The following is a 20,789-nucleotide window of genomic DNA, read 5'->3' as shown; positions in this document are numbered from 1 at the left end:
ACAAGGATCAGGATCAGTTTCCGTGTCCATCCCGATAAAGCGGGTGCGGAACCGGGTCTTTGGCCCGGAACAGGTGTTTGCGCGCGACCTCAAGATAGGTGTCGTAGCGATAGCCCTCGTTTGACGCGAGGTACTGCGCGCGACGGTTCTGATACAGCGCTGGCAAGCCGTACCAAGGCACTTTGGGGTGCAGGTGGTGCACGACATGCAGGTTGTTGTGCAAGAACAACAGGCCAAACAGACCCCGATCTTCGACAATCGCCGTACGCGCCAAGCTGCGATCATGCGCCTGATGTTCCAGAAAGGTCCGCAGCTTGAGCAGTGACAGCGACAGATAGACCGACACCAGCCATGCCCAGATCGGCATCGCGGCCAGTGATGCCATCCACCAGATCACGATCGCCACCGCGGGAACGTGCAATACCCACCCCAGCAGAACCCGACGATCCCCGCCGCGGATCAACGTCCAATCGGTGTGCATAAACGCGATCTGGCCAAGAACGGGACCGATGATCAAACGCCCCGCCAGCGTGTTGTTGGCCCGGCACAGCGCTTTGCGCCAGTTCGGCAAACGTGCCCAGACTGCCGGGGCAAGATAATTGCTTTCGGGATCATCATAGGGATCGGTCAGCGATTCATCCCGGTGATGCGCAATGTGGGTGTCCCGAAACCGCAGATAGGGCACGAACAGCGTCAAAGCCGGAAAGACAAGCACAGCATTGACGAACGTGTTCGGGGTCGGATGACCGTGTAGGGCCTCATGGGACAACGATGAATGCTGCACACCTGCCAGGGCACACAGGACAATGGCCAACAGGACAGACATTTCTGCAATCCAGATCGTGGCGAGCGTCCAAATCCCATAGGTCAGAGCCAGCATCACGACCGTTGGCCATTCTGCCGCGCGTCCAAACTTTGCCGAACGCGGCAAAGACATATCCGTCATGTTTATTCCCGTGTGTTCCCAACCCCGACTCTACGCCATTCGCCAGAGACACAGAATTCTGGATACAGTGCACAATTATCTTGTATGGTGAATTTTATCACCATCTGAGAGTTTAACCCCATGGATAAACGCCACCGCGCCGATCTGTTCCGCACGCGGCTTGTGATTGCGATCACGCGTGCGGGCATCACGCAAAGCGCATTGGCACGGCGCACCGGTGTAGACCGGTCCACGATTTCCCAACTGCTGCGCGACGATGCCGCACGTCTGCCAAACGCCCATGTGGTCGGGGCCTGTGCAAGCGTACTCGGAGTGTCAGCAGATTGGCTGTTGGGCCTTGCCGAACATCCTGAAAACGCGGCTGAACTTCTGGCCAGTGCGTTGACCCTGACAAATGCGCCCCGCGCCTTGGGTGACCAACAAATCTTTGATTGGCACCGCGAAGCGGATGGCTACAAGATCCGACATGTCCCGGCCGCCCTTCCCGATATGCTCAAGACCAACGAGTTTCTGAACTGGGAATATGGGCCACATCTGGGGCGCACGGCGGCACAGGCGATCACGTCATCGGCAAACAGGTTGACATGGATGCGCCAATCGGCGTCGGATTATGAAATCGCCATGCCGCTTTACGAATTGCACAGCTTTGTTGCAGGCACCGGCTACTACGAGGGCCTGCCGATTGATCTACGCCGAGAGCAGATCATACATTGGCTGGATTTGACGACAGCGCTGTATCCGCGCCTGCGGCTCTACCTGTTCGACGCGCGGAAGCTTTTCTCGGCCCCGATCACGGTGTTCGGCCCGCTTTTGTCGGTGATCTATGTCGGCAGCAATTACCTTGCCTTCCGGGACACCCAGCGGGTGCGGGCATTCTCGGATCATTTCGATCATCTGGTCCGCGAAGCCCACATCACAGCGCGCGCGTTCCCCGATCACCTGTCCACGCTGCTAAAGACATTGCAGGGCTAAGGCGCGGGCAACCTGACAGCCAGAAACGACATCGGGTCGCAGACAGCACTGCATCACAGGCGCAATTCCCTAGGGTTGGCTCACGACACGCAAGGCCACCTATGCACGAACGACGAATACCCGAATGGCTTCGCCATGCCCCGGCCCCCAGCGTTCGGGGGTTTGCCATGCTGGCCGCCGCCGAAGCGGTGGCGCGCGGCATTCTGATTTCGGTCTTTCCGTTGCAGATGTACAAAGCCTTGCAAGACGCCGCCGTGGTGTCGCAAGTCTATTTCATGATCGGGATCGTGTCGCTTGTGACCGGGCTGTTGGTCCCGTTCCTTGCGCGGTTTGTTCCGCGCCGTTGGGTCTATGTCTGCGGCTGTTTGTGCTTTGTGGCCGGGTCGCTTCTGGCCATCGACGGATCGGCGTCATCAACCATCGTGGGGTTGGCACTGACCTCGATTGCGACGGTCACAACCTTTGTGTGCTTCAACGCCTATGTCCTTGATTACATCGCCAAGATCGAGTTGGGGCGCTGTGAAACCTCGCGCATGTTCTACAGCGCGGCCGGCTGGACGCTTGGCCCGGCGCTGGGCGTAATCCTGTTGCACTGGTGGGAACCTGCGCCGTTCCTTGTTGCCGCAGCAGCGGCCTTCACCATGATGATGATGTTTCTGGCCATGCGCATGGGCAATGGCAAGCTGATCACCAAAAGCCGCGCCGCGCCGACGAACCCGCTGGGATACCTGCCCCGCTTTTTCGCGCAGCCGCGCCTTGTCGCGGGGTGGCTGTTCGCGGTCATCCGGTCCTGTGGGTGGTGGGTCTACGTGGTGTACCTGCCAATTTTTGCGATCAAGTCCGGTCTGGGTGATCAGCTTGGTGGTATCGCGCTTTCGATTTCCAACGCGGCGCTGTTTGTGACCCCGTTCATGCTGCGCTGGATGCAACGCCGGTCGATCCGCTATGCGGTACGCACGGGCTTCTTGGTGGCCGGCCTGCTGTTTGGCCTCGCAGCGCTTATGTCGGGCCTGCCATGGATCGCGGTTTTGTGCCTGATGCTTGGATCGTTTTTCCTCATCCTGCTGGATGTCTCTGCCGGGTTACCGTTCCTTTTGGCCGTCAAACCATCCGAGCGCACAGAGATGTCGGCGGTCTATTCCAGTTTCCGCGATGTCTCGGGCATTCTTACGCCGGGGGTGGCGTGGCTGGTGCTGCTGGTGGCCCCGGTTGCCGCGATCTTTGGCGCGGGGGCGACCGCATTGCTGGGCGCTTGGGCCCTGTCGAGCAGGCTGCCGGTCCGACTGGGCAAGACGGGCAAACGGCAGATCCCGGTGCCCGAAACCCCAGTCGAGCCTACGCCGCGCCTGACCTCTCAGCGGGCGTAGGCAACGATCTTTTCAGGCCCTCAGCCTGACCGCGTCAGTAGGGCATCGGATGTTGCTTGTGCGTGTCGTCGAGCATCATGAGCACATCACCGTCCAAGCTCATATCCGCTGCTTTGAGCAGATGCGCCAATTGATCAGAGGTGGTTGCGCCAAAGATCGACGAGGCCACAAAGGGCCGCTGCGCCGACCACGCGAGCGCCATCAACGCCAGGTCAAGTCCCGCCTGATCAGCCACCTTTGCATAGGCGGCCACCGCCTCAAAGGCGCGGTCCGTTTTGCGCCCGCCCAGATTGTCATTCAGCGACATGCGCGAACCGTCCGGCACCGCACCATTCTGGTATTTGCCTGTCAGAAGACCCGCCGCCAGCGGTGAAAATGGCAGAAGCGAGACCTCTTCATTCACCATCAGTTCGGCCAGGTCCGTATCCGCCAAACGGCACATCAGCGAATATTCGTTCTGGATCGTCTCCATGCGGGGTCCGGCCATTGCCTCGGCGACGCGCAACCACATGGCAGTGCCCCAGGTGCTTTCGTTGGACAGACCAATATGCCGGATATGGCCCTTTTCAATCTCGCGGCCCAGCGCGCCCAGAACGTCGGCCATGTTTTGCAACGTGGATGTCCGGTCCTGCGAAGACGGATCAAACGTCCAGTTCTGGCGGAACATATAAGACCCGCGATTGGGCCAATGCAGTTGGTAGAGATCAATGTGATCCACCTTGAGCCGCCGCAACGAGTCTGCAACCGCGTCAGGGATCGTTTCGCTTGTGATCGGGGCACCGTCCCGGACGTGCTGCATGCCAGCACCGGAATGTTTGGTGGCAAGGACGTAGTCGTTCCGGCGTCCGGTCTTTTCAAACCAATTGCCAAGAATTTCTTCTGTCAGGCCAATGGTTTCCTTTGCGATCGGATTGACCGGGTACATCTCGGCGGCATCAAGGAAATTGATCCCCGCCTCAAGTGCCATATCCATCTGGCGATGTGCGTCCGATTGCGGGGTCTGGTTGCCAAAGGTCATCGTGCCAAGGCACAGTTCGGACACCTCAAGATCAGTTTTGCCCAGTCGGTTCATCTTCATCGCGCAGTCCCTCAGAATGATTTGCGCGCACCCTAGCGGCTACAGCCCGCTCTGCAAGCCAACGGCGATATCGGTCTGCGACACGGCAACCGATTTCATGACCGCGAAACACTCCGTGCCTTCGACGATGTTCAACGCATCCGCACTGCGCCGTGTGATCCGCGCAAGCAGGCGGTCGTCTCCGGCCTGCATCTGCACGATCACACCGGGCCCATCGCCCCGGCGCACGGCCAGCACGCGCACCGGCAGGATGTTGAGCGCAGAGATCCCGTCCGGCCGGGTTCTGGCAAGGATCACGTCTTGCGCAAGGACACGCACCCGAAGGACAGCCCCCACCGGCGCATCCACCGCAGGAAGATAAAGTCGCCCGCCTGATATGGCGAGTTCGCTCAGCCCATCTTCGGGCGGTGCCACCACGGTCGCCGAAAGAACAGCACCGGCATCCCGGATGCCGAGCAAACGCACCATGTCCGGATCGGTCAAAAGGTCTTCGGGCGCGCCAGACCGCGCCACCCGGCCTTGGTCAATCAGAACGATGTGAGTCGCCAGACGCGCCACTTCGGCCATGTTATGCGTGACATAGAGGATAGACAGCCCTGTCTCGCGGCGCAGGGTTTCGAGATAGGGCAGGATCTCGGCCTTGCGCGGCTCGTCCAGAGACGCCAAGGGTTCATCCATCAAAAGCATGTCCGGCTCTGACAAAAGCGCGCGGCCAATCGCAACCCTCTGCGCCTCGCCCCCGGACAAAGCATGGGTGCGCCTGTCGAGAAGGTGCCCGATGCCAAGAAGATCCGCCACATGATCTGGGCTCTGTGACCCGCGCCCACTGACCCGCGCGGCATAGCACAGATTCTCACGCACGCTCAGATGCGGAAACAAGCGGCTGTCTTGGAAGACGTAACCCAACCGCCGTTTGTGCACCGGCAGATTTGTCCTCCCTGTGCTGTCAAACAGCGTGCGGTCGCCAAGCGCGATGCGCCCGGATTTGGGCGTCAGCAACCCTGCGATGGATTTGATCACGGATGTCTTGCCGCTGCCCGATCTGCCAAACAGGACGGTCACGCCCTCTGGCGCATCGAACACCGTGTCGAGCCTGAATGCGCCCAAGTCGCGCTGCACATCGACAGACAACATCATGCGCCCGAAATCCGTTTGGCGACCCGCCGAGACAGCCATTCCGACAGGATCAGGGCTGCGATGGCAATGGCAACGGCCACCATCACCAGACGGATCGCGCTGGTCTCTCCGCCCGGCACCTGAAGGAAGGCGTAGATGGCAGAGGGCACGGTGCGGGTTTCGCCGGGGATGTTGGACACAAAGGTGATCGTGGCGCCAAACTCGCCCATCGCCTTGGCAAAGGCCAGAACAGCCCCTGCAATGATCCCCGGCAGGATCAAAGGCAGGGTTACCGTGCTGAACACCTTGATCCGGCTGGCCCCCAAGGTGGCTGCCGCCTCTTCAAGCCGTGGGTCCACCGCTTCGATGGCCAGCCGCATCGCGCGCACCATCAAGGGAAACGCCATGATCGACGCAGCCAGCGCGGCCCCGGTCCATTGGAACGCCAGAGTGACACCAAACAGATCGTAAAGCACCGCCCCCACCAGGCCCTGACGACCAAAGCTAAGCAACAGCAGATAGCCGGTCACCACGGGTGGCAGGACCAAGGGCAAATGCACCATCCAGTTCAGGACATCCCGCCCCCAGAAGTGCCCCCGCGCCAATGCCATGGCGCAAAACAACCCCAGCGGCAGGCTTAAGACCGTCGCCCAGAACGAGACTTTCAGCGACAGGGCAACCGCCTGCCATTCTTCGGGCCCAAGCCAATCCATCATGGCGTCGGCCCAACCGGCAGAAACCCATGTTGCGCCAGAATGGCTTGGGCTGTGTCTTGGGCAAGCCACGCCACGAAAGCGCGGGCGGCGTCAGAATTGGGGCTATCGGCCACCGCTGCCGCAGGATAGCGGATGGGCGGGTGGCTTTGGTCAGGAAACACACCAGCCACACGCACGCGCGGGTCTGCAACGGCATCGGTCGCATAGACGATGCCAAGCGGCGCTTCGCCCAAGGCAACCAGCGCCAGCGCGGCGCGAACATTGTCGGTAGGAGCCAATCGTGTGCTGAGGTCACCCCAAAGGCCTAGCGCCTCAAGCGCGGTCTTGGCGTATATTCCGGCGGGCACCGCCTCGGGTAGGGCAATGGCCAACCGCCCGGACGCGCCCAAACCAGTCAGAATGTCGGTCTGGGGCGTGATGTCGGCCTCTGACTCAAAATCGGGGGCATGCGCAACAAGAACCAGCCGGTTTGAGGCGATATCAACGCGGCTGTCGGGCAGGACACGCCCCTGCTCTGCGAGCCAGTCCATCCATGTCGCATTGGCCGAAACATAGACATCGGCAGGGGCACCGGCGTCGATCTGACGGGCCAGAGTGGAGCTGCCCGCAAGAACAAGCGTCACACCCTGCCCCGTTGTGCCGTCCCACGCGGCCCCAAGATCGGACAGGGCATCGCCCAGCGACGCGGCGGCAAACACCGTCAGATCCGCCGCTTTTACAGGCAAGGCGAGGCACATCATCACCACAGTGGCACGCAGCATCGGGATCACGAAGGGCACGTCCTTGTCATAGGGGCAAAGCTTTGGCCCACCTGATCAATTGCACCGATCCGAGGCAAGGGTCCAGAGCTGGGGTGCGACGAATCTCTTGAGAACAAAATAAGAACATATATGATTTATCGATGCACAACGCCGCCGCCCTTCTGTCACGACACCCCCATCAGCCCGCGCCACAGATCACGCTGGGCGATCCTGAAATCGCGCTGCGCCTTGGCCGCGTGCATGAATTGTGCGGACAGGCCCGGCGTACACTGGCCTTGTCAATCGCCGCACAGATCGGTGGACCCATCGTCTGGATCAGGCTGGATGGCGCGTCCGAATTCATCAACGCCGACGCCATTGCCGAGCAGATCAATCCCGGTCACATTCTTTTTGTAACCCCCGCAAAACGCGACTTGTTGCTTTGGGCGATGGAAGAGGCGCTGCGCGACGGGCGCGCGACGGTGGTGATTGCCGATCTGGCCTCCCCTCCGGCGATGGTGCCGATCCGCCGGTTGCATCTGGCGGCAGAGGCCGGGTCTGGGGCTGGCGCCTGTCGCCCCTTGGCGTTGCTGCTGACACCGGATCAGGGCGGCGCACCGGGGATCGAGACCCGCTGGTCGCTGGAGCCGGCCCATCACACAGGCATGGACCACTGGACCCTGAGCCGCCTGCGCGCCCGCATGGCCCCGCCCCGCGACTGGGTCATGACCCACACACAGACTGGGCTTGGCCCATGTTCACCCTGATCGCACATCACACCCCCCATGATCAGAAATTTCGTACGAAATTTCTTAGCCCCTCCATAAAATTCTGGGAAAAAGCTTAACATCCGCCAAAGAAACGACATGCGGCGTCGAATACCGGCACCAAAGACCCTGTCGATGGGGTAGCCTTGGATACATGCGCTTGCCTTTGTCCTTTGCCGCTTTGTTCCTGTCGGTTGTCTTGCTGCAACTTTCCTCTGGCGGGGTTGGTCCGCTGGACGCCATTTCGGGCATCACGCTTGGTTTTTCCACGGCCGAGATAGGCCTTCTCGGCTCATCTCATTTCGTCGGGTTCTTCGTGGGCTGCTGGTGGGCGCCGCGTCTGATGGGCACTGTCGGCCACGCACGGGCCTTTTCTGCATTCACCGTGCTGGGGGCCATGGGCCTGATCGGTCACATGATGCTGCCCGACCCCAATGCATGGATCCTCATGCGGATTGCCACCGGCATCTGCGTTGCCGGGTGCTACACGGTGATCGAGGCGTGGCTTCAGGCCGAGGTCACCAATGAAACACGGGGCCGCGCAATGGGCCTCTACCGGATCGCCGACATGGGCGCATCACTGGTGGCGCAACTGTTGATCGGGGTTCTGCCCCCTGCCGCCTATGTGAGCTACAACCTGCTCGCGATCCTGTGCTGCGCCGCCCTTTTGCCAATGGCGCTGACAACGCGGCCTCAACCCGAAACACCCGATGCGCCGCGCCTGCGTCCGATGCTGGCGGTCACTCGGTCGCCGCTTGCGGCGGCAGGCGTGATCGTGGCCGCAATTTCATCCGCGTCGTTCCGCATGGTTGGTCCTGTTTATGGCCAAGGCGTTGGCCTTGCGCTTGACCAAATCGCGCTGTTCATGGCGGCCTTTGTCGCGGGCGGTGCATTGGCGCAATACCCTGTGGGGTGGCTTGCCGATAAGTATGATCGCCGCTGGGTGCTGATCTGGCTGTCGGTCGCGGCCATCGCATCCTGCATCGTCACAGCCACCCTGCGGGACCTGTCAACCGCAGGCGTGTTCCTGACCGCGATGATCTTTGGGTTGACCACCTTCCCCATCTATTCGGTTGCTGCCGCCCACGCCCATGATTTTGCGTCCAATGACGAACGGGTTGAACTGTCGGCCGCTCTGATGTTCTGGTATGCGACCGGTGCCATTGCCGCGCCGTACCTGGCCTCTGTGCTGATGGGGGTTTACGGTCCACCAGCCCTGTTCGCCATGATCGCGGTGGGCCATGCCGGTCTGGTGATCTTTGGCCTGATCCGCATGCGCGCACGGCCCAGCCAGTCCAAAACGCCCTATGTCTATGCGCCGCGCACATCGTTCCTCATTGGTCGTCTTATGCGATCAAACCGGGAAAAGGACTGATCCTCTGGCACTTGGCCCGTTGATCCGGTAAAGCGGCGCAAACTTCAGACAACACGCGGGCGCACAGCATATGGCACGGCATCTGATCACGTCGGCAATTCCGTATATCAACGGGATCAAGCACCTTGGAAACCTCGTGGGCAGCCAATTGCCCGCTGATCTGTACGCCCGCTACCAGCGCGCGCGCGGCAATGAGGTGATGTTTCTGTGCGCCACCGACGAACATGGCACACCGGCCGAACTGGCCGCCGCCAAGGCGGGCAAGCCGGTTGCCGATTTTTGCGCGGAAATGTGGGCGGTGCAGGCCGAGATTGCCAAGGGCTTTCGCCTGTCTTTCGACCATTTCGGGCGGTCTTCCAGCCCGCAGAACCACGCGCTGACCCAGCATTTTGCGGGCCGTTTGGCCGATGCGGGCCTGATCCGCGAAGTCAGCGAAAAGCAGGTATATTCCAATGCCGACGGTCGCTTTCTGCCCGACCGCTATATTGAGGGCACCTGCCCGAATTGCGGCTATGACAAAGCGCGCGGCGACCAATGCGAAAACTGCACCAAGCAATTGGACCCGACCGACCTGATCAACCCGCGCTCGGCGATCTCGGGATCGACAGATCTGGAAGTGCGCGAAACCAAGCACCTGTATCTGCGCCAGTCCGACATGCGCGGCAAGTTGCAGGAGTGGATCGACAGCAAGACGGATTGGCCAATCCTGACCACCTCCATTGCCAAGAAATGGCTCAATGACGGGGACGGCTTGCAGGATCGCGGCATCACGCGGGACTTGGATTGGGGCATCCCCGTCAAGAAGGGCACCGAGGAATGGCCCGGCATGGAGGGCAAGGTCTTCTACGTCTGGTTCGACGCCCCCATTGAATACATTGCCTGTGCGGGCGAATGGGCCGAGGCGCATGGCAAGACCGATGCAGATTGGGAACGGTGGTGGCGCACGGATAAAGGCGCCGAAGATGTGCGCTATACCCAGTTCATGGGCAAGGACAACGTGCCGTTTCACACTCTGTCATTCCCGGCGACCATCCTTGGCTCGGGCGAGCCATGGAAGCTGGTCGATTACATCAAATCGTTCAATTACCTCAATTACGATGGTGGCCAGTTCAGCACCTCTCAGGGGCGCGGCGTGTTCATGGATCAGGCGTTGGAGATTCTGCCCCCCGACTACTGGCGTTGGTGGTTGCTCAGCCATGCGCCCGAAAGCTCGGACAGCGAATTCACATGGGAAAACTTCCAAACGTCGGTGAACAAAGACCTTGCCGATGTGTTGGGCAACTTTGCCAGCCGCGTGACCAAGTTCTGCCGTTCCAAGTTTGGTGAAGCGGTCCCCGAAGGCGGCACACCCGGCGACCGCGAAGCGACACTGATCCAAGCGTTGGATGCAGGGCTGGTCGAATACCAGACCCACATGGACAATATCGAAGTGCGCAAGGCAGCGGCCGCCCTGCGCGCGCTGTGGGCCATGGGCAATGAATACCTGCAAGACGTGGCGCCGTGGACAACCTTTAAGGAAGACCCCGACGCTGCCGCGATGCAGATCCGCATCGCGCTGAACCTGGTCCGCTTCTATGCAGCAATCTCAAGCCCGTTCATCCCGGACGCGTCTGCACAGCTTTTGACGGCCATGAACGCCGATGATGCCACTTGGCCTCAAGACGTGGCCTCAGCCATCACAGCACTGCCCGTTGGTCACAGCTTTGCGGTGCCCGAAGTGACATTCCGCAAGATCAGCGATGAAGAACGGGTGGGCTGGCAAGACCAGTTTGCGGGTGTGCGCGCCTAACGCACCGGCGTCACACCGTCGTTTCCGCGATGCCCCTGAATGGGGCCGGTTGGCACCAAACCACGCAACCGCAGTTTGGTGCCAATGCCGAATCAGGCGGCTTTGATTTCGACAAGTTCAACGTCAAACGTCAGGTCTTTGCCGGCCAGCGGGTGGTTGGCATCGAGCGTGACTTCAGTCTCGGTGACTTCGGCCACCATCACGGGAACAACCTGCCCGGTGGGTGTCTGCATCTGAAGCTGGGTGCCCGGCTCAAGCGGGATATCAGCCGGAATATCGGCGCGCGGCACGGCCTGTTTTGCGGTTGGATCATGCGGTCCATACGCCTGATCAGATGGCACATCCACCTTTTTTGTATCGCCCACCGCCATGCCAGGCATCGCTTGGTCAAGGCCGGGAATGATCTGGCCCGCGCCTACTGTAAACTCGAGCGGTTCACGACCCGCAGAGCTGTCGAATGTGGAACCGTCAGCCAAAGTGCCGGTGTAATGAATCGCAACAGTGTCGCCCGTTTTTACCTGGGTCATGGAAACTCCGTATGTCGGGGGATGAATGTGGGAGGCCGCGTCTCTGGCGGGTGCTCCGGTGCATTGCATCATTTTAACAAGACATCCCCCGAGACACAAATCAGCCTTCGGGTGGCGCCTCTTCCACAGGTTCGGCTTCGGTGATCAGACCCACCATCGCACCGGCCGGGTCTTTGACAATCGCGATCCGTCCGATGCCCGGTATGGTGATCGGATCGCGCATGATCACGCCGCCCATCTGCTCGGTCTTGGCCACCTCTGCGTCGACATCCCCCACGCCAATATAGGTCAGCCAGTGCACAGGCATCTTGTCATAGGACGGGATGTCCGACGTATCCATGATGCCGCCAACAGCCGCCCCATCCAGCAGGGCCACGAAGTAGTCCTGACCGCCCGGCATCTTCATCGGGTGATATGACCAGCCGCACAGATGCGTGTAATATGTCTTTGCCAATTCCACATCGCGGGTCATCAATTCGTTCCACGCGATGTAACCATTCGTCTCGCTCATCCTGAAAATCCTTATCGTTCAAAAAATGAATAGGCTGAGCCTAGCACAAGGTTAAACCGGAAGGGCAGTCGTTTTGAACACCGTCCGAAGGGCAAAGGAGCTTTGCATCTGCGCCACCCCAGGAAGGCGCGTCAGGTACTGGCGATGGATGCGCGCGAAATCCTCGGTGTCTTCGGCCACCACCTTAAGTATGTAATCCGCCGTCCCGGCCATCAGGTGACATTCAAGAACATCTGGCACCCGTGCAACCGCCTTTTCGAAGGCTTCCAGCAAGTCGTCGGCCTGACTGCTAAGCTTGATCTCGACAAACACGGTTGTCGGCATGCCAAGTTTGCGGGCATTCAACAGCGCAACATAGTTCCGGATATAGCCATCGGACTCGAGCCGCTGTACTCGCCGGTGACAGGCGGAGGCCGACAGGTTCACAGAGTCCGCCAGCTCTGCATTCGAGATGCGCCCCTTGCGTTGCAGCACCCGCAGAATGCGCCGATCCATGTCATCCAAAGCCATACCAGCCAATTCTCCCGCCAATTTGCACATTCTTCGAAGGTTCTTCGCAAACTGCCCTGATTGACGCCATTGATCCAGACAAACTTGCGCAAGATACCACGCATTGTCCCTTTATTCAGAGTCGGAGGAAACACTCATGAAAATCGGATGCCCAACCGAAATCAAACCCCAGGAATTCCGCGTCGGCATCACTCCGGGCGCGGCTCACGAAGCGGTCGATCACGGACACGAGGTGATCATCCAATCCGGCGCTGGCATTGGCGCAGGGTTTGACGATGCGGCCTATATCGCTGTCGGTGCAAAGATCGTTGATACCGCGCACGAGGTGTTCGCCATTGCCGACATGATCGTCAAGGTCAAGGAGCCGCAGGCAGAGGAACGCAAGATGCTGCGCGAAGGCCAGATTTTGTTTACCTATCTGCACCTCGCCCCTGACCCCGATCAGACCCATGACTTGATCGCGTCGGGCGCCACCTGCATCGCCTATGAAACCGTAACCGATCGGTCTGGCGGCCTTCCTTTGTTGGCCCCCATGTCCGAAGTTGCAGGCAAGCTTGCGCCACAGGTGGGCGCGTGGACGTTGCAAAAGGCCAATGGCGGGCGCGGAGTGTTGATGGGCGGTGTGCCCGGCGTCGGCCCTGCCGACGTGGTTGTGATCGGTGGCGGTGTCGTTGGCACCCATGCGGCGCGCGTGGCCGCAGGCATGGGCGCGGCTGTGACCGTACTGGACCGCTCGCTTCCCAGGATGCGCTATCTTGATGATGTGTTCGGATCGGTCTTTCGCACGCGGTATGCCAGCAAGGCGAACATCGCCGAGTTGATTGCACAGGCGGACATGGTTGTCGGTGCGGTCCTTATCCCCGGTGCTGCCGCCCCCAAGCTTGTCAGCCGCGCGGATCTGGGCACGATGAAACCCGGATCAGCGCTGGTCGATGTCGCCATTGACCAAGGCGGATGTTTTGAAACCTCGCATGCGACAACACATGAAAACCCAATCTACGACGTGGATGGCATCATGCATTACTGTGTTGCCAACATGCCCGGTGCCGTGGCGCGCACGTCCACGATCGCGCTTGGCAATGCCACGATGCCATTCATGCTGGCGCTTGCGGACAAAGGTTGGAAACTGGCATGTACAGATGACCCACACCTTATGGCGGGTCTGAACATACACGCCGGGAAACTGACCTATGCCGCGGTGGGCCAAGCGCTTGGTCTTCCTGTCATCGCGCCTGAAACGCTTATAAACGTGGACTAACCCACTGGCAGCGCTTGCATTTTTGTAAGCGCTGCGACCCTCTCATTCACCTGGACCAGGCAGGTGTGCACTTCAAATTTAATCAACCCAGACTTTAGTCTTGCGGTACTAAAGAATTTTAAAAGTTGTATTTGAGATGTTGATTAAACCAAATCCCAGAGCTAGCGTTTAATTGCTCAACTGACCCAGGGTCACCCCGAGGGTCGCCGGAGGACGTTGAGCACACCATAAATCAGGGAGGATATTATGGGTTATCTATCTCGTACGACCGCTGTTCTTGCGCTTGCGCCGATCATGGCCGGGTCATTGATGGCCGCGTCACAGGCTGCCGCACAAACGGGCGTCAACACCACAAGCCTGCAACATACCGTGGTTCTTTCGGACGTTGACGAACCGTGGGACATGTCGTTCCTCAACGATGGAACAATGTTCTTTACCGAAAAATGCGATGGCCTTTCCGTTCTCATGCCCTCCGGTGAAGTCAACAACCTCTTGGGCATGGAAAATGCCGAAGGCTATGCCAGCTCTGCAGGCGACCTGTTCTGCGACGGTCAGGCAGGCAGGCATGATGGGCGTGGCGGTTGACCCCGACTTTGCCAACAATCGCCAAATTTATGTGTATTCTACGTCAAACATGGCCACGCCGCACACCAACCGACTGATGCGTCTGGTGGTGAACGAAGACTTCACAAACGTGTCCGAACGGACCGATATCGTGGATGACGTGCCCTACAAGATGGAAGCGTCAGATCACCCCTTTGGCGGAACCGGCGCACATAACGGCGGGCGTGTTCGCTTTGGACTCGATGGCCATCTGTACCTGACGACCGGTGACACGCATAACGGTATCGTGCCGCAAAGTCCGACGATCATGGGCAGCAAAGTGCTGCGCATCGACACCGACGGTAACGCGATTGCGGACAACGCGCCGCCAGAAGGGTTTGACAAGCGCACTTTCACCTATGGGCACCGCAACGTGCAAGGTATCGCGTTCCACCCGGCCACCGGCACACCAATCGCTGCTGAACATGGCCCATGGCACTCGGACGAGATCACCGTGCTGCAAAATGGTGGCAACGCCGGTTGGGATCCGCGCCCGAATATGGCCGGTCGCGGCGATTGCCCCGACGGGTATTGCGGCTATAGCCCCAACCAGATGGACGGTATGGACCGCTATGAACGCGCGGCCTTTATGCCGATGACGGACCTAGACACCTATCCCGATGCCATGGCCCCGATCTGGGACAACAATGGCTGGTCACAAGGCACGTCGTCTGCCGCCTTCTTGCAGGGTGAACAGTGGGGCACTTGGGATGGCGCACTTGTTGTCGGCATCATGGGGATCGGCTTTGGCGGGACACCCATGGGTCAGCGGATCGACGTGATCCAACTGCACGAAGACATGACCGTTGCAGATGTCACCGAAATGACGCTTCCGATGGAAGCAGGCCGTTTCCGGTCCGTCGTTTCTGGTCCGGATGGCAGCCTGTATGCGGCTGTTGATGAAGGCGTGATCTACAAGCTGACACCCGGAAACTGATCAACCAACCGCCACGCGCGGTCAGGGACAAAACAAAGGGTGCGCAAAACCTGCGCACCCCATCTTTTTGAACGTCCCATTTTGAGCAAGATAAGCGCTCAGCCCTTTTTCAAGGCGTCCCGAATTTCGAGCAGGACATCAAGTTCGCTTGGTCCGGTATCAGCTTCGACTTCGGCCTCTTTCGCCTTCTCAGAGGCGTCTTTGACCCGGTTTACCATCTTCACCAACATGAACACCACAAACGCGATGATCAGGAAATTGATCACAGCCATGATGAAATTGCCAATGGCAAAAACCGCTGCGCCCGCGTCTTGGGCTGCTGCAAGCGACGCGTGCTCACTGCCGTCCAGCGTGTAGAACCAACCCGAGAAATCAATCCCGCCTGTAAACAGTGCGATAATCGGGTTGATCAGGTCCCCCACCAAAGATGTCACGATTGCCGTAAACGCCGCCCCGATGATGATACCGACGGCCATGTCCATGACATTACCCTTGGCGATGAAGTCCTTGAATTCTTGAATCATTACGCGTTCCCTCGTGTTGCTGGGCTCAGATCAAAAGATCAAACCCACTATTTTGATAGCATTTCGGTGCTGATTGTCACGCAAAGCTCACAAAGGCACGGGGAAATATGCGTTTCTGACTGCATAGACACAGCAGAAAAACATCTATGCACGCATCACGCGGGCAATGAACCCGTCAGAACGTAACGTAGGATCTGTGCGACCTCTTGCGGGCTGCGCGTCATCGCCAAAGCGGCGGCGTCCACCTCTTTCAAGGCATGATCGTGTTCGGGCTGTTGCAGGATGATAAGGGATTTGCCCAACGCGCTGGCATAGCCCGCGTCAAAAGCGGCGTTCCACTGTTTGTATTTCTCACCAAAGCGCACCACGACAACATCTGCGTCGGTGATTCCCTTACGGGTGCGAATCGCATTGACCATCGCGCCCTTGTGGTCGTGCCAATACTTGGTCTCCTCGGCCCCAAGGATCGCAACACCGCAATCATCGCTCGCGGCGTGATCGGTGACCGGGCTGTCAAAACTGACATCAAGGCCCTTGCAGGCGTCAATAATCTGTTCGCGCCAATCGGTATGAATTTCTCCGGACAGGTACACACGCAATCCCATGGGACACTCCTTTGGTTTGTTCACAGGGGTAGCGCAGTTTGGCGCGAAGGCCAATCAATCGGTCCGGCGGGCCACAATCGTCCGGCGCGGGTCTTTGCCCGGTGCCATCTGCGTCTGCTCAATCGTGAACCCGGCTCGCGTGATGGCGGCGTCCAGTTCTGCTGTTGCCAGTTTTGCGAAATAGGGTGCTTTGCCAACAGCCTGCATGACTGGCAGCCCCGTCTGGATGAACCACCAGATCAGGTTGCGGCGCTCTGGCGTGCAAAAGGTCTTGGACACGAAAACCCCGCCGGGTTTCAACCGCGCGGCAATATCCGACAACGCGCCGTCCATGTCTTCGATCAGATGCAAAAGATTGACGGCCAACACCGCGTCAAACGGTCCGCTGGGGGCATCTGACGTATCGGCGACAAGGAATTCGACGTTGGCGACGCCTTGATCCCGCGCCTTGTCGCGGCCCTTGGCCAGCATCGCATCCGACACGTCGGTCGCCACGATGCGGGACACGCTGGGGGCGAGCGCCAATGCGGTTGTGCCGGTCCCACAGCCAAGCTCTAGCACCGTGTCGGTCGGGGCCAAGAGGCCACGCACCTGATCCAGTGTCGCCTCATAGGCCTTGGGGTTGCGGATCGGCGTTGCGGCATATTTGTCCGCAACCCGATCCCAGAACTTTGCCGACCTATACATGGTGAACCGCCCTCTGTGTGCTGCCGCCTCAGCCGCGCAAGACGCCTCCGGTGGCTTTTTCAACCTTTTCGATGATCTTCTTGCCGACCGCTTCGATATCCGCTTCCTTGAGCGTCCCACCTGTGGGCTGTAGTCGCACGGTGATGGCAAGCGATTTCTTGCCATCACCCAGCGACCCGCCGATGAATTCATCGAACAAACGCACATCCGAAATAAGCGCTTTATCCGCCCCGGCAGCAGCGTTCATCAGGTCCAGCGCCGCAACATCAGACGCCACCACAAAGGCAAAGTCCCGTTCGACCGCTTGCAGATCATTCAGCACCAAGGCAGGTCGCGTCGCGCCAACCTTGCGCGGCAACGGTATCTCCTGCGGCCAAAGCGTAAACGCCACAGCTGGTCCCTTGATGTCCATCGCCTTGAGCACTTTGGGATGCAGTTCACCAAACACGCCAAGCACCTTTTTCGGGCCAAGGCAGATCATGCCATGCCGCCCGGGATGCCACCACGGACTGGCACCGCGCATAATCTGCGCCTTCGCAGGTGCCCCCATCGCGGAGAGCACTGCCTCGGCATCGGCCTTGGCGTCGAACAGATCTACCGCCCGCGACGTGCCATGCACATCCTTGGGGCCGGTGCGCCCGATGAGCAGGCCAGAAAGCTGCAAATGCTGCTCTTCGGGTTCGCCGCCATGGAACCCGTGACCCAGCTCAAAAAGCGCCAAGTCCATGAACCCACGCGCCTGATTGCGCGCTGCCGCCTGCAACAGGCCCGGCAACAGCGCCGGACGCATATGGCTCATTTCCGAGCTGATCGGATTGGCGAGCATGGTGGCATCATCGCCACCACCGAACAGCGTAGCCGCGGCTTTGTCGATAAAGGTGTAGGTCACACATTCGTTGTAGCCCAACGCCGCCGCCGTCCGTCGTGCCGCGCGTTCGCGTCGCTGCATCGGCGACAGGATCGCCTTGGGCACACCGGGATGCATGCGTGCCATCGGCTTGCCCTGCAACTTGGTCAGGGACGCGATGCGCGCCACCTCTTCAACAAGATCTGCCTCGCCCTGCACATCCGGGCGCCACGACGGCACATGCGCCATCTCGCCTTCAAGCGTGAAACCCAGTGCTGTCAGGGTTGCGCGCTGCTGCGCTTCGGGAATCTCCATTCCAACAAGCGAAATCACCCGCGCCGGATCAAGCTTGTAGGCGCGCGACGTGTCCGGCACCTGACCTGCAACAATCACCTCGGACGCCTCACCACCGGCGTGATCCACGATCATCCGCACAGCCAATTCAAGACCTTCGGGCGTGAAGGCCGGATCGACACCGCGTTCAAACCGGTAACGCGCGTCAGAGTTGATTTTCAACGCGCGACCCGCATAGGCGATCTGGATCGGATCCCAATAGGCGCTTTCGACGAACACATCCGTAGTGTCCTCGGTGCAGCCCGTTTCCTCGCCGCCCATGATACCCGCAATGCTTTCAGGCCCATTGGCGTCGGAAATCACCATCTGACCGGGCAACAAGCTGTAGGTCTTGCCATCCAGCGCCAGCAGCTCTTCACCACCTTGCGCACGGTGCACCCGCAGGTCACCCGTCACCTTCGACATATCAAAGACGTGCAAGGGGCGGTTGCGGTCATAGGTGAAGAAATTGGTCACATCGACCAAGAAGTTGATCGGACGCAGGCCAATGGCGCGCAGCGCATCTTGCAGCCATTTCGGGCTTGGCCCGTTCTTGACACCGCGAATGATCCGTCCGCAAAAGAGCGGGCAACCATCCAGCGTGTCATCGTCGATCACCACTTTGGTATCCGCTACAAAGCTGGCGGGAACGGGTGCCACATCCCCTGACCTGAGCGTGCCAAGACCGCGCGCCGCGAGATCGCGGGCAATGCCCAGAACGCCCAACGCATCGGGACGGTTCGGTGTGATCGCAATCTCGATCACCGGGTCCACTTTGGCGGGGTCGTTCTGAGCCAACCAATCTACAAAGGTCTGACCGACCTCGCCCGAGGGCAGTTCAATGATCCCGTCATGTTCGTCCGACAGTTCCAACTCGCGCTCGGACGCCATCATACCGTGGCTTTCGACACCGCGAATGTTGCCGACGCTTAGCGTCACGTCGATGCCCGGCACGTAGTCGCCCGGTTTCGCAAGCACGACGGTGATCCCCGCCCGCGCATTCGGGGCACCGCAGACGATCTGCTTGTCGCCCTCGTCGGTCTCGACCGTACAGACGCGCAGCCGGTCCGCATCGGGATGCTGTTCGGCATGTTTCACTTTCGCCAGCGTAAACGCCTTGAGCGTGTCCGCCGGGTTTTCGACGCCTTCGACCTCGAGGCCCAGATCGGTCAGGGCATAGGTGATCTCGTCCACGGTCGCCGTGGTGTCGAGGTGCTTTTTCAGCCAGGAGAGGGTGAATTTCATCGTTTCGTCTTCCTGTAGGGGGGGGCTTAGCCCACCAATCCAGTTTAGCAGGTTACAAACCCACCATAGGTTATCGAGACTAGCTCAAACCGCCATGCAGCGTCGGCACATCCAGCGCACTGAACCCATAGTGCCGCAACCAGCGCAGGTCTGAATCGAAAAACGCCCGCAAATCGGGGATGCCGTATTTCAGCATGGCGATCCGGTCGATGCCCATGCCGAAGGCGAAGCCTTGCCACTGCTCAGGATCAACGCCCGCGTTCTGCAATACTTTCGGATGCACCATGCCAGACCCGAGGATCTCAAGCCAGTCGTCGCCCTCGCCCACTTTCAGCGTGCCGCCTTCCCATGAACAGCGGATATCGACCTCGGCGGACGGTTCCGTGAACGGGAAGTGCGATGCGCGGAAGCGCAGTTCGACATCGTCGACCTCGAAATACGCTTTCACGAACTCCTCCAGCACCCATTTCAGGTTCGCCATGGAGATGTCCTTGTCGATGGCAAGCCCTTCGACCTGGTGGAACATCGGCGTGTGCGTCTGGTCGTAATCCGCGCGGTACACCCGGCCCGGTGCGATCACGCGAATGGGCGCGCCGGTCTTTTCCATCGTTCGGATCTGCACCGGCGACGTATGCGTGCGCAGCACATGCGGCGGACGGTCGTCACCTTCAGCGCGGTGCATGTAAAACGTGTCCATCTCGGCACGCGCGGGGTGATGGCCGGGAATGTTCAACGCGTCGAAATTGTACCAATCGGTGTCGATCTGCGGCCCTTCGGCCACGGCAAATCCCATATCGGCAAAAATCGCTGTGACCTCTTCGGTGACCTGGCTGATCGGATGGATGGTGCCTTGGCGCCGCCCGCGACCGGGCAGCGTGACGTCAAGCCATTCACCGCGCAGGCGTTCATCAAGCGCACTGTCTTCCAGAGCCACTTTCTTGGCCGACAGGGCCGAATTGATCTCATCCTTGAGCGCGTTCAACGCCGGGCCCGCAACTTGCCGGTCCTCGGGGCTCATCTTGCCCAATTCGCGCATCTTCAGGCTGATCTCGCCCTTTTTGCCAACCGCCTGCACGCGCAGGTCTTCCAACGCCGCTTCATCGTTCGCCGATGCAATCAGCCCAATATACTTGTCGCGCAGATCGTCCATGTCACCCTCCGGCCGATATCGTGCTTTCCCTAGCCGCCCCTGTGCAAGGACGCAAGACAAGCCCAAAACCCGTCTCTGATTCTTTGACCACGGGGCACGACAGGACCAGCCGTTCAGAAATGATTGTTATCAAGTCCATCAAAAGACATATATGTTGACCCTTTCACCAAATTAAGCAGTATTAAG

Annotated in this window: 21 protein-coding genes; 8 read left to right on the top strand and 13 right to left on the bottom strand. The window is 59.7% G+C overall.

Annotated features, from left to right (window positions below; translation table 11 throughout):
• Positions 1 to 13 precede the first annotated feature (13 nt).
• Positions 14 to 946, bottom strand: a complete 933-nt coding sequence (locus ACSHXH_RS10455; protein WP_435671733.1) for a fatty acid desaturase — start codon at positions 944 to 946, stop codon at positions 14 to 16.
• A gap of 120 nt (positions 947 to 1,066) precedes the next feature.
• Here ACSHXH_RS10455 and ACSHXH_RS10450 point away from each other — a divergent pair, with 120 nt between their 5' ends.
• On the top strand, positions 1,067 to 1,918 hold the full coding sequence (locus ACSHXH_RS10450) for a helix-turn-helix domain-containing protein (protein WP_435671732.1): 852 nt from the start codon (positions 1,067 to 1,069) through the stop codon (positions 1,916 to 1,918).
• Between the two features lie 101 nt (positions 1,919 to 2,019).
• Positions 2,020 to 3,285 (top strand): MFS transporter, encoded by a 1,266-nt coding sequence (locus ACSHXH_RS10445; protein WP_435671731.1) that lies wholly within the window; start codon positions 2,020 to 2,022, stop codon positions 3,283 to 3,285.
• Positions 3,286 to 3,319: 34 nt separating this feature from the next.
• On the opposite strand, the gene ACSHXH_RS10440 is transcribed toward ACSHXH_RS10445, so the two are convergent.
• Genes ACSHXH_RS10440 through modA form a run of 4 tightly spaced genes read right to left on the bottom strand, consistent with a single transcriptional unit; the run spans position 3,320 to position 6,974 of the window.
• Positions 3,320 to 4,363 carry an aldo/keto reductase gene (locus ACSHXH_RS10440; protein ID WP_435671730.1) on the bottom strand — a complete coding sequence of 348 codons (1,044 nt, stop codon included), beginning with the start codon at positions 4,361 to 4,363 and terminating at the stop codon, positions 3,320 to 3,322.
• A gap of 39 nt (positions 4,364 to 4,402) precedes the next feature.
• The gene (modC, locus tag ACSHXH_RS10435; protein ID WP_435671729.1) at positions 4,403 to 5,500 is read right to left on the bottom strand and encodes a molybdenum ABC transporter ATP-binding protein; all 1,098 of its coding nucleotides are present in this window, start codon (positions 5,498 to 5,500) and stop codon (positions 4,403 to 4,405) included.
• A complete protein-coding gene (gene modB, locus ACSHXH_RS10430; RefSeq protein WP_435671844.1) occupies positions 5,497 to 6,192 on the bottom strand; it encodes a molybdate ABC transporter permease subunit in 696 nt (231 codons plus the stop codon). Before modB ends, modC begins: the two co-directional genes overlap by 4 nt.
• Complete coding sequence (gene modA, locus ACSHXH_RS10425; protein ID WP_435671728.1) at positions 6,192 to 6,974, bottom strand: molybdate ABC transporter substrate-binding protein; 783 nt, start codon at positions 6,972 to 6,974, stop codon at positions 6,192 to 6,194. Before modA ends, modB begins: the two co-directional genes overlap by 1 nt.
• A gap of 122 nt (positions 6,975 to 7,096) precedes the next feature.
• On the opposite strand from modA, the gene ACSHXH_RS10420 reads away from it, so the two are divergent.
• The 3 genes from ACSHXH_RS10420 to metG all read left to right on the top strand — a co-directional run bounded on the left by ACSHXH_RS10420 (position 7,097) and on the right by metG (position 10,866).
• Complete coding sequence (locus ACSHXH_RS10420; RefSeq protein ID WP_435671727.1) at positions 7,097 to 7,702, top strand: ImuA family protein; 606 nt, start codon at positions 7,097 to 7,099, stop codon at positions 7,700 to 7,702.
• Between the two features lie 154 nt (positions 7,703 to 7,856).
• Positions 7,857 to 9,077 (top strand): MFS transporter, encoded by a 1,221-nt coding sequence (locus ACSHXH_RS10415; protein WP_435671726.1) that lies wholly within the window; start codon positions 7,857 to 7,859, stop codon positions 9,075 to 9,077.
• Positions 9,078 to 9,147: 70 nt separating this feature from the next.
• Positions 9,148 to 10,866: a methionine--tRNA ligase gene (gene metG / locus ACSHXH_RS10410; protein WP_435671725.1), complete on the top strand. Its 1,719-nt coding sequence runs from the start codon at positions 9,148 to 9,150 to the stop codon at positions 10,864 to 10,866.
• A 92-nt stretch (positions 10,867 to 10,958) separates the two neighbouring features.
• Here the strand turns inward: metG and ACSHXH_RS10405 are convergent, their stop codons facing one another.
• The 3 genes from ACSHXH_RS10405 to ACSHXH_RS10395 all read right to left on the bottom strand — a co-directional run bounded on the left by ACSHXH_RS10405 (position 10,959) and on the right by ACSHXH_RS10395 (position 12,414).
• Positions 10,959 to 11,393, bottom strand: coding sequence for an FKBP-type peptidyl-prolyl cis-trans isomerase (locus ACSHXH_RS10405; RefSeq protein WP_435671724.1), 435 nt, complete (start codon positions 11,391 to 11,393; stop codon positions 10,959 to 10,961).
• Positions 11,394 to 11,493: 100 nt separating this feature from the next.
• The gene (locus tag ACSHXH_RS10400; protein ID WP_435671723.1) at positions 11,494 to 11,904 is read right to left on the bottom strand and encodes a VOC family protein; all 411 of its coding nucleotides are present in this window, start codon (positions 11,902 to 11,904) and stop codon (positions 11,494 to 11,496) included.
• 51 nt (positions 11,905 to 11,955) lie between these two features.
• Entirely contained in the window at positions 11,956 to 12,414 is a 459-nt protein-coding gene (locus ACSHXH_RS10395) for an Lrp/AsnC family transcriptional regulator (protein WP_435671843.1), read from the bottom strand.
• Positions 12,415 to 12,550: 136 nt separating this feature from the next.
• On the opposite strand from ACSHXH_RS10395, the gene ald reads away from it, so the two are divergent.
• The 3 genes from ald (at position 12,551) to ACSHXH_RS10380 (ending at position 15,212) form a co-directional block, all read left to right on the top strand.
• Positions 12,551 to 13,672: an alanine dehydrogenase gene (ald, locus tag ACSHXH_RS10390; protein ID WP_435671722.1), complete on the top strand. Its 1,122-nt coding sequence runs from the start codon at positions 12,551 to 12,553 to the stop codon at positions 13,670 to 13,672.
• Between the two features lie 246 nt (positions 13,673 to 13,918).
• Positions 13,919 to 14,257 carry a hypothetical protein gene (locus ACSHXH_RS10385; RefSeq protein ID WP_435671721.1) on the top strand — a complete coding sequence of 113 codons (339 nt, stop codon included), beginning with the start codon at positions 13,919 to 13,921 and terminating at the stop codon, positions 14,255 to 14,257.
• Positions 14,178 to 15,212, top strand: coding sequence for a PQQ-dependent sugar dehydrogenase (locus tag ACSHXH_RS10380; protein WP_435671720.1), 1,035 nt, complete (start codon positions 14,178 to 14,180; stop codon positions 15,210 to 15,212). Before ACSHXH_RS10385 ends, ACSHXH_RS10380 begins: the two co-directional genes overlap by 80 nt.
• Positions 15,213 to 15,310: 98 nt before the next feature.
• Here ACSHXH_RS10380 and mscL read toward each other — a convergent pair whose 3' ends face one another.
• From mscL to pheS, 5 genes are all read right to left on the bottom strand, one after another.
• The gene (gene mscL, locus ACSHXH_RS10375) at positions 15,311 to 15,736 is read right to left on the bottom strand and encodes a large conductance mechanosensitive channel protein MscL (protein WP_435671719.1); all 426 of its coding nucleotides are present in this window, start codon (positions 15,734 to 15,736) and stop codon (positions 15,311 to 15,313) included.
• A gap of 155 nt (positions 15,737 to 15,891) precedes the next feature.
• Entirely contained in the window at positions 15,892 to 16,341 is a 450-nt protein-coding gene (locus ACSHXH_RS10370; protein ID WP_435671718.1) for a YtoQ family protein, read from the bottom strand.
• A gap of 54 nt (positions 16,342 to 16,395) precedes the next feature.
• A complete protein-coding gene (locus tag ACSHXH_RS10365; protein WP_435671717.1) occupies positions 16,396 to 17,148 on the bottom strand; it encodes a class I SAM-dependent methyltransferase in 753 nt (250 codons plus the stop codon).
• Positions 17,057 to 19,453 carry a phenylalanine--tRNA ligase subunit beta gene (gene pheT, locus ACSHXH_RS10360; protein ID WP_435671716.1) on the bottom strand — a complete coding sequence of 799 codons (2,397 nt, stop codon included), beginning with the start codon at positions 19,451 to 19,453 and terminating at the stop codon, positions 17,057 to 17,059. Before pheT ends, ACSHXH_RS10365 begins: the two co-directional genes overlap by 92 nt.
• A gap of 79 nt (positions 19,454 to 19,532) precedes the next feature.
• A complete protein-coding gene (pheS, locus tag ACSHXH_RS10355; RefSeq protein WP_435671715.1) occupies positions 19,533 to 20,603 on the bottom strand; it encodes a phenylalanine--tRNA ligase subunit alpha in 1,071 nt (356 codons plus the stop codon).
• Between the last annotated feature and the right edge of the window lie 186 nt (positions 20,604 to 20,789).

This window comes from Marivita sp., from assembly GCF_051251565.1.
In the GTDB taxonomy this organism is placed as follows: Bacteria; Pseudomonadota; Alphaproteobacteria; order Rhodobacterales; family Rhodobacteraceae; genus Marivita.
Note: the sequence above shows the minus strand (reverse complement) of the source record. Positions and strands in the feature narration are given on the sequence as shown.

Bases quoted from the DNA above. Each gene is read 5' to 3' on its own strand.
- ald (WP_435671722.1), top strand. From the start codon at position 12,551: ATGAAAATCGGATGCCCAACCGAAATCAAACCCCAGGAATTCCGCGTC.
- ACSHXH_RS10420 (WP_435671727.1), top strand. From the start codon at position 7,097: ATGCACAACGCCGCCGCCCTTCTGTCACGACACCCCCATCAGCCCGCG.
- ACSHXH_RS10445 (WP_435671731.1), top strand. From the start codon at position 2,020: ATGCACGAACGACGAATACCCGAATGGCTTCGCCATGCCCCGGCCCCC.
- mscL (WP_435671719.1), bottom strand. From the start codon at position 15,736: ATGATTCAAGAATTCAAGGACTTCATCGCCAAGGGTAATGTCATGGAC.
- modB (WP_435671844.1), bottom strand. From the start codon at position 6,192: ATGGATTGGCTTGGGCCCGAAGAATGGCAGGCGGTTGCCCTGTCGCTG.
- ACSHXH_RS10400 (WP_435671723.1), bottom strand. From the start codon at position 11,904: ATGAGCGAGACGAATGGTTACATCGCGTGGAACGAATTGATGACCCGC.
- ACSHXH_RS10405 (WP_435671724.1), bottom strand. From the start codon at position 11,393: ATGACCCAGGTAAAAACGGGCGACACTGTTGCGATTCATTACACCGGC.
- ACSHXH_RS10385 (WP_435671721.1), top strand. From the start codon at position 13,919: ATGGGTTATCTATCTCGTACGACCGCTGTTCTTGCGCTTGCGCCGATC.
- ACSHXH_RS10380 (WP_435671720.1), top strand. From the start codon at position 14,178: ATGCCGAAGGCTATGCCAGCTCTGCAGGCGACCTGTTCTGCGACGGTC.
- ACSHXH_RS10450 (WP_435671732.1), top strand. From the start codon at position 1,067: ATGGATAAACGCCACCGCGCCGATCTGTTCCGCACGCGGCTTGTGATT.
- pheT (WP_435671716.1), bottom strand. From the start codon at position 19,453: ATGAAATTCACCCTCTCCTGGCTGAAAAAGCACCTCGACACCACGGCG.
- ACSHXH_RS10455 (WP_435671733.1), bottom strand. From the start codon at position 946: ATGACGGATATGTCTTTGCCGCGTTCGGCAAAGTTTGGACGCGCGGCA.
- ACSHXH_RS10395 (WP_435671843.1), bottom strand. From the start codon at position 12,414: ATGGCTTTGGATGACATGGATCGGCGCATTCTGCGGGTGCTGCAACGC.
- ACSHXH_RS10415 (WP_435671726.1), top strand. From the start codon at position 7,857: ATGCGCTTGCCTTTGTCCTTTGCCGCTTTGTTCCTGTCGGTTGTCTTG.
- modC (WP_435671729.1), bottom strand. From the start codon at position 5,500: ATGATGTTGTCTGTCGATGTGCAGCGCGACTTGGGCGCATTCAGGCTC.
- ACSHXH_RS10370 (WP_435671718.1), bottom strand. From the start codon at position 16,341: ATGGGATTGCGTGTGTACCTGTCCGGAGAAATTCATACCGATTGGCGC.
- metG (WP_435671725.1), top strand. From the start codon at position 9,148: ATGGCACGGCATCTGATCACGTCGGCAATTCCGTATATCAACGGGATC.
- pheS (WP_435671715.1), bottom strand. From the start codon at position 20,603: ATGGACGATCTGCGCGACAAGTATATTGGGCTGATTGCATCGGCGAAC.
- ACSHXH_RS10440 (WP_435671730.1), bottom strand. From the start codon at position 4,363: ATGAAGATGAACCGACTGGGCAAAACTGATCTTGAGGTGTCCGAACTG.